This window comes from Acidimicrobiales bacterium, from assembly GCA_041394185.1.
In the GTDB taxonomy this organism is placed as follows: Bacteria; Actinomycetota; Acidimicrobiia; order Acidimicrobiales; family Poriferisodalaceae; genus JAAETH01.
This window is the reverse complement of the sequence record JAWKIQ010000002.1, coordinates 143,706-155,398: the sequence shown is the minus strand read 5'-3', so window position 1 is coordinate 155,398 and position 11,693 is coordinate 143,706. Positions and strand designations below refer to the sequence as shown.

The following is an 11,693-nucleotide window of genomic DNA, read 5'->3' as shown; positions in this document are numbered from 1 at the left end:
ATGGCTGATTCGGCCTCGGTCGACATCGACGGCCGAGTGGTGCGCCTGACGAACCTGACCAAGGTGCTTTACCCCGAGGTCGGCTTCACGAAGGGCGACGTGATCGGCTACTACAACGCGGTCGCCGCCGTGATGTTGCCTCACATCGCCGGACGGGCCCTGACCTTCAAGCGCTTCCCAACGGCGTCGACGGTTCGTCGTTCTTCGAGAAGAACCGACCGTCGCACGCTCCTGATTGGATCGGTGAGGTGGACGCGCCGGGGTGTCAGGTCTTGCGTCTTCGACCATCGTGCTGCCCTGGTGTGGGCCGGCAACCAGGCCGCGCTCGAAATCCACGCTCCGATGGCCAAGGCCACAGCCCTCGACACGCCCACCATCCTGGTGTTCGACCTCGATCCAGGTGCGCCTGCAGGCATCGCCGAGTGCGCTCAGGTGGCGTTGTGGATGCGCGAAGTGCTCGACTCGGTTGGGCTCGCAGGCTGGGCGAAGACTTCTGGTTCGAAGGGCCTGCAGGTCTACGTCCCCCTGAACAATCCTGATTCGACTCACGAGCACGCCTCATCGTTTGCGTTGGCGGTCGGGCAGCTACTCGAAAGACAGCACCCGGGCAAGGTGCTGGTCGAGATGACCAAGGCGAAGCGCCACGGCAAGGTGTTCGTCGACTGGTCCCAGAACAATCGGGCCAAGACCACCATCGGCGTGTATTCGCTGAGGGCCAGGTCGCACCCGACGGTTTCGACGCCGGTGTCGTGGGACGAGGTGGCGGCGGCCTCCGACGGGGCGGCTCTGAGCTTCGGAGCTGACGAAGTTGTAGCCAGGATCGAGCAGATGGGCGATCTGTTTGCCGAGGTCGCTACGCGGGTGCAGCACCTTCCAGGCCCGGCCGCCTGACCAGCGAGTGTGCAGACCGATCGTGCTGGTCGTGCCGTTTGGTATGGCACGGTGAGCATCGAAGCTCCAGCTCCGCCGTCGATGTGTGACCAGAGGCTTCGAAGGGCGGGACGTGGTCGTAGACCAGCAGGTCTCGGCGGCCGCAGTCGACGCAGGCTTTGTCGCGGGCTTTGACCAGACGCATCTGGCGTGGGGTCGGGAAACGCCGCCGATTGGTGGCGTCGACAGGCCGGCGGTTGCTGTCATGGATCAGCGCACGCATGAACACGTCGGGGAGTTGGCGGTCGACTGTGCTTCCGGTGGGCCAGGTGCCGTCGGGTTGGCGTTTGGCAGTGGAGCGCATCATCGTCGTGTTGACCGCCGCCAGTAGCTTGCCGCCAGCCAGCGGAGGCAGCCGGAAGGATCCGCACACGGTTCCATCGGGGTCGATGCGGGTGCTCAGATGGCGGTGTCTACGTTGTCGGGCCTCGATGACGTCGTCTTCTTCGTTTCGGGCCGACCATGCGGCCAAGGCTGTTGCGATGCCGGCGGCCGGAACCCTGCCGGCCAGCTCGAGTAGCTCATCTTCGTTCTCGGCTGTGGCGAAACGGGTGAGCGCTCGAACTTTCGAAAAGGACAGTTCCCCTGCCTCGAATGCCGCCGCGGTGGCGCGAAGACCGCGAAGAGAGCGGCCGATGCGAATTCACTCACGCAGAGTGTTCGCGCAGTGATCGGTGCGTTCGGCCAGCCAATGAGCGGTGGACGGAGCGCCGTCGGCGATCCAAACGGGGCCGTCGGCGAAGTCGGCACAGGCCACGACCAGGCTGTGGTGAGTCTGCGTGAACCGCTTTGCCGTGACCACCAGGTCGGTCGCCCGGTGGCGTTGTGCCTGGAACTCTTCGAGAGTAACCACCGTCAGTTTCTCTTCCCCTCGGGTCGTTCTTGTGCTGGTTTCGCGTATGCGAAACCTTACTGAGGGGGTAGGACACTCATCTGAAAGACAACCGAAGCATTGAGAGTGACCGGAAGAGCGCGGAGGGTGCGCTTCGCGCCTCCGCTGTCACGGCGGGGTAGCTGTGGGCATGTGTGTCTAGCTGGGTCTCGTCAGCGATCGGCGCAGAGCATCGACCTGATCGCGGACGTGGCAGCCATCGACGTGATCGTTCACCAGGCCCATCGCCTGCATGAAGGCGTACACCGTGGTGGGGCCGACGAACGACCATCCCCGCTTCTTCAGATCCTTCGCCAATGCCGTCGATGTGGGCGTGGTCGATGGCACCGGCCAACCGTCAGAAGTCGGTTCGCCCTCGGGCTGGCGGGGTTCCCAGCTCCAGAAGTAAGCGCCTAGGGAGCCGAACTCGTCTGCCAGCTCGATGGCTCTGCCAGCGTTGTTGATGGTGCTCTCGATCTTGCCGCGGTGTCTGACGATGCCTGCGTCGTCGAGGAGGCGGGCGACATCGTTGTCGCCGTACCGGGCGACCTTCTCGAAGTCGAAGCCGTCGAAAGCGGCCCGAAAGTTCTCTCGTTTGCGCAGGATCGTTATCCACGACAGGCCGCTCTGGAAGCCTTCCAGGCAGATCTTCTCGAACAGCCTGACGTCGTCGTCGACGGGCCTGCCCCACTCGTGGTCGTGATATTCGACGTAGTCGGCGTCTGTGCCGGCCCACCAGCAACGCCCATCGATCAGGTGTTCAGGAGAACTCACTTGCGGCTCCTCAATCGATCCACTTGGGTACGGCGGCGCGCTGGTAGGTGCGCAGTGTGTCCAGAAGGTCGGCGGGCTGGTCGACCGACGCGATGATGTCGCGGTTGGCGGCCTTCATGAGGCCGGCATCGACCGCGCGGTCGAGCCATTCGAGCAATGGATCAAAAAAGCCTCGCCAGTTCAGCACGGCGATGGGCTTGTCGTGCACCTGGAGTTGGCTCCATGTCGCGACCTCGGCCAGTTCCTCGAGCGTGCCAAGCCCACCGGGCAGGGCCACGAAGGCATCGGACAGGTCGAACATCATCTGCTTTCGCTCGTGCATCGACGACACCTCGACGAGCTCGGTTATCTCGTCGTGGCCGACCTCGCGCGAGAACAGCCCCACCGGTATGACCCCGATGACGCGTCCGCCGGCGGCCATGGCCGCATCTGCCACCGCTCCCATCAGCCCGACGGCGCCACCGCCGTACACCACCTCGATGTCGTTTTGGGCCAAGAGGGTGCCGACGTCTGTGGCGAGCTGTCGATACAGCGGGTCGTTGCCCATCGATGATGCGCAATAGATGCAGATCCGTTCGAGATTGCGAGCGGGCCTTTCACCCAGAGGAGTACGGTCGATGGTCATCGTGCGACCGTAGCCTTGTAGCGGGGACGGTTCCCACAATTTGGTTCAGACATGAGGAGGGCGGGCGCATGCCCATCACGTTCGAGATCTCGGGCTTCGAATTCGTTTCCGGCGACGACCGGGTGGGGGCGGCGGCGGCCGAACGCGGAGTCCGGCCCGACGGGCTCGACGATTGCGGCATCGACGCAGCACTCCTGAAGGTCAACGACTTCGAGGGCAAGCCCGGACAAAAGCTCGTCGCTGCCGGTGGCGACGGTGTCGTGGTGCTGTGCGGCTTGGGCGAAGCTGAGCCCACCGTCGCATCGGTTCGGTCGCGCGCCGCGACCATGTACCAAGCTGCGTCGGCACTGGACAGCGTTTCTTCCGCGATGGTGGTCGAGGCGTCCGATGCCATCGGTGCTCAGACGGCATTGGAGGCGGTGGTTGAGGGAGTCTTGCTGGCCTCGTACCGCTTCGACGAACTGAAGGGCACGCCCAAGGACCCAGCAGCGCTGCAGCGCGTGGTGCTGTCGGTTCCAGACGGCGTCGACACCGAGGCCGCACTGTCCAAGGCTGCCCGGGTTGCGGGTGGCATCGCCTTGGCCAGAGACCTCGTTAACCGTCCGGGGGGCAGCCTCCGCGCCGCCGACCTAGCAGACGCCGCGGTGGCGGCTGTGGCCGGAACCCCGGTCGACATCGAGGTGTGGGACCTGGCCCGGATTCGCGAAGAGCGCCTGGGTGGCCTGTTGGCCGTGAACGCCGGCTCGATCCACGAACCCCGCCTGGTGAAGTGGTCTTGGCGGCCCGAAGGCGCCACCAACACCCTCGTGTTGGTGGGCAAGGGCATCACCTTCGATACCGGTGGGCTGTCTCTGAAGCCCGCCGACGGCATGATGAACATGAAGACCGACATGGGTGGCGCTGCGGCGGTCATCGGAACCGGGGCGGCGATCGCTGCGGTTGCGCCAAACGTCAACGTCGTCGGCATCGCCTGCTGTACCGACAACCAGCCCGGCCCGACGGCGATCATGCCTGGTGACGTGTTCACCGCCCGCAACGGCAAGACGGTCGAGGTGCTGAACACCGACGCCGAGGGTCGTCTCGTGTTGGCCGATGGTCTCAGCCTGGCAGCCGAGATGGAACCCGACGCCATCGTCGATCTGGCCACCCTCACCGGTGCGTGCCTGGTTGCGCTTGGAATGGACATCGCCGGGTTGATGGGCAACAACGATGCCCTCATCGGATCGATCGAGCAGGCCGCCGAAGCAGCCGACGAGCAGGTCTGGCACCTGCCGCTACCCGACAAGTACCGCAAGCAGCTCGACTCTGACGTCGCCGACATCAAGAACATCGGCGGCGGGCGCTGGGGTGGAACCCTGACGGCTGGACTGTTCCTGCGGGAGTTCGCCGGCGAACACGCCTGGGCTCACCTGGACATCGCCGGACCGGCCTCGACCGAGGAAGCCTCGGCCATCTGCCCCAAGGGCGGCACCGGGTTTGGTGTTCGCACGCTGCTGCAGCTGGTCGAGAACTTCTGACCCACGCCTGCCCGAGCGTCCAACCCGTTTGCCCACCTGACGTGGGCATCGCGCAGGCGCTCGGGCAGCCGTTGTACCTGCCGGTGACTCAACGGCGCCAATCGGCGTCGCACGGCCAGGCTGTGGCTGCCGATCGGGCGCGCGAAGCCAAACCTGATCGCACGCATGACGGTTCTGGCGAATGGTGAGTTGATGCCGCCGTTCCAGGCCAGGCCCAGGCTGGCTGCAGTGTCGGAGACATCGACCGGTATCAGCTCGTCGGGTTCTGAGCCGTCTATTCGCGCCACGGCAGCCCTGGCGAACCACAACGTCGAGGGGCCCACCACCGGTAGCCAGAACATCTCGGCGTAGGCCGACCTCGGATCGTGGCCCAGCTCGTCGACTATGGGGTCGACCCATGTCGTCAGGTCTAGGCGTCCGCATCGAAGGTCGGGTGTGGTGGTTTGGGTGTGAGACATCGATCATCCTCTTTCGGAGACTGCGGCAACCGCGTAGTGCAGCCGAGGGCGATCGGGATGTGTTTCAACATATCTCGTTGTATTTGATCCACGCAAGTGCAGGTGATGTCGAACCCGAGGTGCGCCGAAGTACGGCCAGCGAGCACACTCTGGTGATGGCGTACGCAGCTCCCGACTCTGAAGCCCTCGAAGCCGCACGATCACTCATCGCGCAAGCGTCGAGGATTGCAGTCCTGACCGGTGCGGGCATCTCGACCGATTCGGGCATCCCCGACTTTCGGGGCCCACAAGGGGTGTGGACCAAGAACCCGGCCGCCGAGAAGCGGGCGACGCTGCAGAACTACGTGGCCGAGCGCGACATCAGGGTGACGGCATGGCGCAGTCGCTTGGACTCGCGGGCGTGGTCGGCCGAGCCCAACGACGCACACAGGGCGCTCGTTCGTTTGGAACGCAAGGGCAAGCTGCTGTCGCTGATGACCCAGAATGTGGATGGGCTGCACCATGCTGCAGGTTCGGCGCCCGAGCGAATAGTCGAGATCCACGGCAGCATCCGCAACGTCGGCTGCTTGTCGTGCTCCTACCTGGCCCCCATGAGCGTCGCCCTCGACCGGGTCCGAGGGGGCGAGGAAGATCCCGATTGTCCCGAGTGTGGAGGCATCCTCAAGTCGACCACTATCAGTTTCGGGCAGTCGCTTGTGCCCGAGGACATTCGCAGGGCCGAGGAAGCGGCGCTCGAGTGCGACCTGATGCTGACCATCGGCACGACTCTGGCGGTCTACCCGATCGCCGGTGTGGTTCCCCTGGCCGCCCGACGCAACGTGCCCATCGTCATCGTGAACGGTGACCCGACCGAGATGGACCACCTGGCCACCGTGTTGGTGAGAGGCGCCATCTCGCAGATCGTGCCCGCCTTGTGGTGAGGCTCAGCGCCTGATGGCAACACCCGCCAGCGAAGCGGCAGGGTCAAGCACTGCAGTTGACACGGCCGGCCCATCGCCAAACCCAACAGCGCGGCCGTCGGCCAGGTACACCCAATAGTCGACGTCGCCCTCCGCGCCAGGGGTCATCCCCAGCACCCGGGCTCCCAGGCCCGCAGCGCTGCCGGCGAAGTGGGCGTCTCCGAAGGTGAACACGCCGCCGTCAGCTGCGGCGAGCCAATATCCCGAGCCGGCCGAAGTGGCTGCCATCGAGGTGATGGGGGCTGCCAAGGACATGCCGCCGGTCGATCCGTGGAAGCCTGCGTCGCCGAAGGCGAAGATTCCGCCGTCGCTGGCGACCAGCCAGTAGCCCTTGCCGGTCTTGGTTGGCGCCATGCCGACGATCGGCTGGTTGAGATCGATGGAACCCGTCGATCCGTGAAAGCCTGCGTCGCCGAAGGCGAAGATGCCGCCGTCGCTGGCGACCAGCCAGTAGCCCTTGCCGGTCTTGGTTGGCGCCATGCCGACGATCGGCTCCTTCAGCCGTATGTCGCCGGTCGATCCGTGGAAGCCTGCGTCGCCGAAGGCGAAGATGCCGCCGTCGCTGGCGACCAGCCAATACCCGTTCCCCGAAGGGGTCGACGCTATGCCGACGATGGGCCTGGCCAGAGGAAGCCCCGAAGGGTCACCTAGGAAAGGGGCATCACCAACAGGGGCCACGACACCGCTCGGGTTCACGGCCCAGGCCGCGGCGGGTGTCGCCTCGACGGGCGAGGGTTCTGGTGGCGTGACCTGGGCGAGGTCGGGGCCGTCCAGGAAGTTGACGGTGACCCACAGGTCGCCATCCGGCTCGAGCAACGCACCGATGCCGACCCGGTTGTATTCACCGAGCATGTTGGCCCGGTGCGGAGCCGAGTTGAAGAACGCCTGGTGCAGCCACTCGGCCGAGGGGCCCCACCCGACGTTCTCGCCGATGCGCATCCACTGGGTGGTCACCCGCTGCTCTACCTGGGCGCGAAGATCGCCCCGGTGCGACAGCGAACCTTGTGGAGCCATGCCCTGGGTCCACTCGAGAGCGATCTGGTCGAGGAGCTGATCACGCTGCAGGGCCTCGAGCCCGTGCTCGGCACGAACATCGTTGAGGAGGTCGAACAAGACCTGCTCTGCCGACGTGGCGCGAGTGTTGGCCGACGCCGCTGCAGGCGGGGCCTGGCTCGTCGTGGAAGCCGAGGCGAGGGCAGGTGAACCAACCGTCGCCAGCAGCAGGGCGGCCAGGGCCGCAATGAGTAACCGCATCATCCGTCTCATGACAGGAGAAGGCATCGGCGTGCCCTGAAGCATCACTTGAGTGGCAATTTGTGAGCCGCTGAGTAGCTTCGGAGCTCATGGCGTCCTTCGATGAACTCCTCGCCGCAGCCCGAGCCGGCGTTGCCGAGATCGATCCGGCCTCACTGGTGCAGAGGTTGCACGACGACGATGTCGTCTTGCTAGACGTACGCGAACCCGACGAGGTGGCGAATGGCCTCATCGACGGGGCGTTGAAGATCCCCCGGGGGGTACTCGAGACGTCTGTCGGAACGCTCGTGCCAGACCGGTCGGCCTCCGTGGTGGCCTACTGCGCTTCGGGGGTGAGGTCGGTGTTCGCCGCCCAGACCTTGGCCGCCCTCGGCTATGAAAACGTGGCGTCGCTTGCGGGTGGATTCGATCGGTGGAAATCGGAGGGAATGGAGTGGGTGCTGCCGGGGGCGGTTTCGTTGGCCGAGTCGGCCCGCTATCGGCGTCACGTCCTGTTGCCCGAGATCGGCCTTGCGGGCCAGCAGCGGCTGCTGGAGTCGTCGGTGTTGTTGGTGGGCCTGGGCGGGCTCGGCTCGCCCGCAGCGCTGTATCTGGCTGCAGCCGGAGTGGGGCGCATCGGCCTGGTCGACATGGATGTCGTTGACGAGACCAACCTGCAGCGCCAGGTCATTCACAACACAACGCGCATCGGGCAAGCAAAGGTCGAGTCGGCGCGGGCCGCCATCACCCAACTGAACCCCGATGTCGAAGTGGTGCCGATAGCCCAGCATCTATCGGCTGAGAACGTTCTCGAAGTCGCCGACGGTTGGGATGTAATCATCGATGGAGCAGACAACTTCGACACCCGCTATCTGCTGAACGACGCGTCCGTGAAGCTGGGCATTCCCGTCGTCTACGGGTCGATCTTCCGCTTCGAGGGACAGATCAGCGTCTTCGACCCGGTGGAAGGCCCGACTTACCGAGACTTCATGCCCAAGCCCCCGCCGCCTGAGCTGGCGCCCAACTGTGCCGAAGCCGGGGTTCTCGGAGTTCTGCCCGGTGTAGTGGGGACAATCCAAGCCGTGGAAGCGATCAAGTTGCTGCTGGGCCTCGGAACGAGTCTGCGTGGCAGGCTGTTGACCTTCGATGCCATGGACATGACCTTCCGTGAGTTCCGAATTCCGGTCGACCCGGCGAACCCGATCACCCACACCAACCGCGACCTTGTGGTGATTGCACAACCCTGACTCCGGGCGGGCTCAGCGGTACACCTACGGCAAGGGCTCCGGCTGTACTCTGGGTCGACTCAGACTTGGCGAGGATTCGATAATTGCGGTCGATAACGGTCTTGATGCCGGCATACAACGAGGCTGACAATCTTCCCGTTGTCATCGAAGAGGCGGCCGGTGTGCTCGACACGCTGACAACCGACTGGTCGATCCTGGTGGTCAACGACGGCTCGTCCGACGGCACCGACAAGGTGCTGAACGAGCTTTCTGCCCAGCAGCCCCGCCTGCAGCACATCAGGCTGCGCAGAAACTTCGGCAAATCCGAAGCCTTGCGGGTCGGGTTCTCGAACGTCGACGCCGACATCGTGGTCCTGATGGACGCCGACGGTCAGGACAACCCGGCCGAGTTGCCCCGGATGATCGGGGTCATCGACTCGGGCTTCGACCTGGTCACCGGCAGGCGTTCGGTGCGAAACGACCGCTTCATCAAGCGCAACACGTCGAAGGTCTACAACTCGGCCACCGCCCGCGTAACGGGTGTCGAGGGGCGCGACTTCAACAGCGGTTTCAAGGTGATGAAGGGCGAGGTCGCCCGGTCGCTCGAGATGTACGGCGAGTTGCATCGATACATCCCGGTGCTGGCAGCCTGGGCCGGCTATCGGGTCACCGAGGTCGATGTCGATCACCGAGAGCGCCACAAGGGTCGGTCGAAGTTCGGCCGATCGCGGTTCTGGCGAGGCTTCCTCGACCTCGTGACGGTCAAGTTCCTGACCACCTACGACAGCCGGCCATTCCACCTGATCGGTGGTATCGGCCTGATTCTCGGAGCCATAGGAGCCGGCCTGCTGACCTGGATGGGCATCCTGAAGATCATGGGCGAGGGCATCGGCACCAGGCCCGCGCTGATCATCGGAGTGCTGTGCACGGTCGTGGCCGTTCAGCTCGTTTCGGTGGGACTGCTGGCCGAGCTGTTCGTGCACCTCAGGCGGCGTCGCGATGCCGACACCGTGGCGGAGTCGTCTCGTGGCTGAAACCGAATGGGTTCCTTCGCCGCGCCATCTGTTGAGGTTGGCTTGTATCGGCGATGTCACCTCCGACTGGCAGCCGGGCCGGCTCCTCGAGGTCGGCGCCGGCACCGGCCACGTGACCGAGACCTTCGTCGAGCGCGGCTTCGACGCCACCCTCAACGACCTGGGCGAGCGCAGCCGCGAACTGTTGCGAGATCGGTTCGAGGGTCGGGCCAGGGTGGTCGACTCACTCGCCGAACTCGAACGCGAGACGTTTTCCTATCTGATGGCATTCGAGGTTCTCGAACACATCGAAGACGACCGCAGCGCACTGAGCTCATGGCTCGAATATCTCGAGCCGGGAGGACGACTGCTGGTTTCTGTGCCCGCGCATCAGGCGAAATTCGGCGACGCCGACCGCGCTGTGGGTCATGTGCGCCGCTACGAGCACGGCGAACTCGAGGCCCTCTTCGCCTCGGCTGGGCTCGAGCAGGTGGCGATCTCGAACTATGGCTTTCCACTGGGCAATGTCTTGAGGCACACCCAGACCTTGATGAATCGAGTCACTGGTAGCCGACCCGATGATGCGACAGACGAACAAGACCGCATCGACCGCACCATCGAGTCGGGCGTGGCCACCGAGTCCAGGCTCAACCGCATGGGCAAGATCCTGAAGCCCGGTGTTCTGAAGCCCTTCTCGACCATCCAGCGGTTGGCCTACCAGCGCGACTGGAGCGATGGTTACGTAGCCACGGCCACCAAACCTCGATGACCGACAGCGTCGGCGCCGTCGCTCGTGTCTCGGCGCTGGTCTCGAAGGTCAGGAACCCGCCGCGTCCGGTGCGTATTGCACTCTCGGTCATTGCCGCCGTTGTTTTTGTTGTGATCGCCTGGTGGGCCGTAGACGACTACCGCAGCCGCGACCTCGATCCCAACCTGTGGCTGGTGGCCCTCGCCGCGCTCATCGGCACACCCCTGGCCCTTGCGCTCAACGCGTTCGAGCTTCGGACCCTGGCTCGAGCCGGTCGCAGCGAGCCCCTCTACACGAAGGCCTTGGCCGCGTCGCTTCTGGCGTCGAGCGCCAACGTGCTGCCACTGCCGGGATCGGTGCTAGTGCGTACCTGGTACCTGAGCCGGGGCCAGTCGAAGGTGTCGACGGCCGTGAAGCTGCAAGCGTTCGCCGGGCTGATCTATGTGGCGAGTGGGGTTGCGCTCAGCGGCTGTTTCTTGATCCTGACCTCCCCGGTTTTCGGGGCGGTGCTCGCGGCCGCCGGGTGTTTGGGGTTGGTGGTCCTGAATCACTTCGCCCCAGCCGGCCTGGTTCCGTCTCTGGTGCCCATCGAGGCGGCGATGGTTGCGTCCGAGATCGGTCGAACCACCCTCATCATCCACGCTCTCGACATCGGAGACCGCCTCTATGAGGCCATCCCGATCGTTCTGGCGAACGTCATCTCGACCGCAACCGGGGTGTTTCCGGCCGGCTTGGGGCTGAAGGAAGCTCTGTCCGGTCTGCTTGCCGGACTAGCCGACCTGGACAGCGCCTTGGCCATTACCGCCTCGGCAACCGATCGAATGGCCACCACACTGGTCTTGGCGTTGATGCTGGGCGCAAGCGCGCTCACCGGTTGGCACAGACGCCTGCTGGGCGATGTGCCGGGCGTCGGAGGTGACAAGCCATGACCAAGCTGCTGGTGGTGACCTCGACCTTTCCCGGCAAAGCCGGCGACGGCACACCGCAGTTCGTCCTCGACCTGACCAGTCGCATCGCAGACTTGGAGCGCGTGGTAGTGGTTACGCCGCGGGTTCCAGGTGCCGCACGCTTCGAGGTCATGGAAGGCATCGAAGTGAGGCGCTTCGCGTACTTCGTTCGGCCCATCGAGGGGGTGGCCCACGGAGCAACCCTTCCCAACGTCCGGGCGCAGCCGTGGCGCGTGATCGAGCTTCCGTTCCTGTTTGCGGCGATGCTGCTGGCCACTATCCGGGCAGCTCGAAGCGTCGGCCCAGATGTCATTCACGCCCACTGGCTGCTGCCCAGCGGGGCCATAGCCGCCGCAGTGCCGTCTCGCTGGCGCGCTCCGATAGTGGTGACA

The 11,693-nt window shown here is 65.0% G+C and carries 13 protein-coding genes; 7 read left to right on the top strand and 6 right to left on the bottom strand.

All coding sequences use genetic code 11. The annotated features are described in order from the left end of the window. Nucleotides 1–891: a non-homologous end-joining DNA ligase gene (gene ligD / locus R2770_08250; GenBank protein ID MEZ5280452.1), complete on the top strand. Its 891-nt coding sequence runs from the start codon at nucleotides 1–3 to the stop codon at nucleotides 889–891. On the opposite strand, the gene R2770_08245 is transcribed toward ligD, so the two are convergent. The 4 genes from R2770_08245 to R2770_08230 all read right to left on the bottom strand — a co-directional run bounded on the left by R2770_08245 (nucleotide 854) and on the right by R2770_08230 (nucleotide 3,200). Continuing rightward, complete coding sequence (locus R2770_08245; GenBank protein MEZ5280451.1) at nucleotides 854–1,402, bottom strand: HNH endonuclease; 549 nt, start codon at nucleotides 1,400–1,402, stop codon at nucleotides 854–856. The two genes, ligD and R2770_08245, sit on opposite strands and share 38 nt — an antisense overlap. Before the next feature lie 171 nt (nucleotides 1,403–1,573). Then, entirely contained in the window at nucleotides 1,574–1,783 is a 210-nt protein-coding gene (locus R2770_08240) for a hypothetical protein (GenBank protein ID MEZ5280450.1), read from the bottom strand. A gap of 177 nt (nucleotides 1,784–1,960) precedes the next feature. Beyond that, on the bottom strand, nucleotides 1,961–2,575 hold the full coding sequence (locus tag R2770_08235; protein ID MEZ5280449.1) for a DNA-3-methyladenine glycosylase I: 615 nt from the start codon (nucleotides 2,573–2,575) through the stop codon (nucleotides 1,961–1,963). A gap of 10 nt (nucleotides 2,576–2,585) precedes the next feature. After that, nucleotides 2,586–3,200 carry a TIGR00730 family Rossman fold protein gene (locus R2770_08230; GenBank protein ID MEZ5280448.1) on the bottom strand — a complete coding sequence of 205 codons (615 nt, stop codon included), beginning with the start codon at nucleotides 3,198–3,200 and terminating at the stop codon, nucleotides 2,586–2,588. Between the two features lie 68 nt (nucleotides 3,201–3,268). Here R2770_08230 and R2770_08225 point away from each other — a divergent pair, with 68 nt between their 5' ends. After that, nucleotides 3,269–4,717 (top strand): leucyl aminopeptidase, encoded by a 1,449-nt coding sequence (locus tag R2770_08225; protein MEZ5280447.1) that lies wholly within the window; start codon nucleotides 3,269–3,271, stop codon nucleotides 4,715–4,717. Here R2770_08225 and R2770_08220 read toward each other — a convergent pair. Next, nucleotides 4,606–5,175, bottom strand: coding sequence for a hypothetical protein (locus R2770_08220; GenBank protein ID MEZ5280446.1), 570 nt, complete (start codon nucleotides 5,173–5,175; stop codon nucleotides 4,606–4,608). The genes R2770_08225 and R2770_08220 overlap by 112 nt on opposite strands. 155 nt (nucleotides 5,176–5,330) lie before the next feature. Between R2770_08220 and R2770_08215 the strand changes: the two genes are divergently transcribed. Then, nucleotides 5,331–6,095 carry a Sir2 family NAD-dependent protein deacetylase gene (locus R2770_08215; GenBank protein MEZ5280445.1) on the top strand — a complete coding sequence of 255 codons (765 nt, stop codon included), beginning with the start codon at nucleotides 5,331–5,333 and terminating at the stop codon, nucleotides 6,093–6,095. A 3-nt stretch (nucleotides 6,096–6,098) separates the two neighbouring features. Here the strand turns inward: R2770_08215 and R2770_08210 are convergent, their stop codons facing one another. Next, nucleotides 6,099–7,391, bottom strand: a complete 1,293-nt coding sequence (locus tag R2770_08210) for a CAP domain-containing protein (GenBank protein MEZ5280444.1) — start codon at nucleotides 7,389–7,391, stop codon at nucleotides 6,099–6,101. Between the two features lie 86 nt (nucleotides 7,392–7,477). On the opposite strand from R2770_08210, the gene moeB reads away from it, so the two are divergent. From moeB to R2770_08190, 4 genes are all read left to right on the top strand, one after another. Beyond that, nucleotides 7,478–8,614, top strand: coding sequence for a molybdopterin-synthase adenylyltransferase MoeB (gene moeB, locus R2770_08205; GenBank protein ID MEZ5280443.1), 1,137 nt, complete (start codon nucleotides 7,478–7,480; stop codon nucleotides 8,612–8,614). An 83-nt stretch (nucleotides 8,615–8,697) separates the two neighbouring features. Beyond that, a complete protein-coding gene (locus R2770_08200) occupies nucleotides 8,698–9,627 on the top strand; it encodes a glycosyltransferase family 2 protein (protein ID MEZ5280442.1) in 930 nt (309 codons plus the stop codon). Then, entirely contained in the window at nucleotides 9,620–10,375 is a 756-nt protein-coding gene (locus R2770_08195) for a class I SAM-dependent methyltransferase (protein ID MEZ5280441.1), read from the top strand. The genes R2770_08200 and R2770_08195 overlap by 8 nt, the downstream gene beginning before the upstream one ends. Beyond that, nucleotides 10,372–11,283, top strand: coding sequence for a hypothetical protein (locus R2770_08190; GenBank protein MEZ5280440.1), 912 nt, complete (start codon nucleotides 10,372–10,374; stop codon nucleotides 11,281–11,283). Before R2770_08195 ends, R2770_08190 begins: the two co-directional genes overlap by 4 nt. The last annotated feature ends 410 nt before the right edge of the window (nucleotides 11,284–11,693 follow it).

Coding starts and splice junctions, on each gene's coding strand:
- ligD (MEZ5280452.1), top strand. CDS start 1: ATGGCTGATTCGGCCTCGGTCGACATCGACGGCCGAGTGGTGCGCCTG.
- R2770_08215 (MEZ5280445.1), top strand. CDS start 5,331: ATGGCGTACGCAGCTCCCGACTCTGAAGCCCTCGAAGCCGCACGATCA.
- moeB (MEZ5280443.1), top strand. CDS start 7,478: ATGGCGTCCTTCGATGAACTCCTCGCCGCAGCCCGAGCCGGCGTTGCC.
- R2770_08210 (MEZ5280444.1), bottom strand. CDS start 7,391: ATGATGCGGTTACTCATTGCGGCCCTGGCCGCCCTGCTGCTGGCGACG.
- R2770_08190 (MEZ5280440.1), top strand. CDS start 10,372: ATGACCGACAGCGTCGGCGCCGTCGCTCGTGTCTCGGCGCTGGTCTCG.
- R2770_08225 (MEZ5280447.1), top strand. CDS start 3,269: ATGCCCATCACGTTCGAGATCTCGGGCTTCGAATTCGTTTCCGGCGAC.
- R2770_08220 (MEZ5280446.1), bottom strand. CDS start 5,175: ATGTCTCACACCCAAACCACCACACCCGACCTTCGATGCGGACGCCTA.
- R2770_08230 (MEZ5280448.1), bottom strand. CDS start 3,200: ATGACCATCGACCGTACTCCTCTGGGTGAAAGGCCCGCTCGCAATCTC.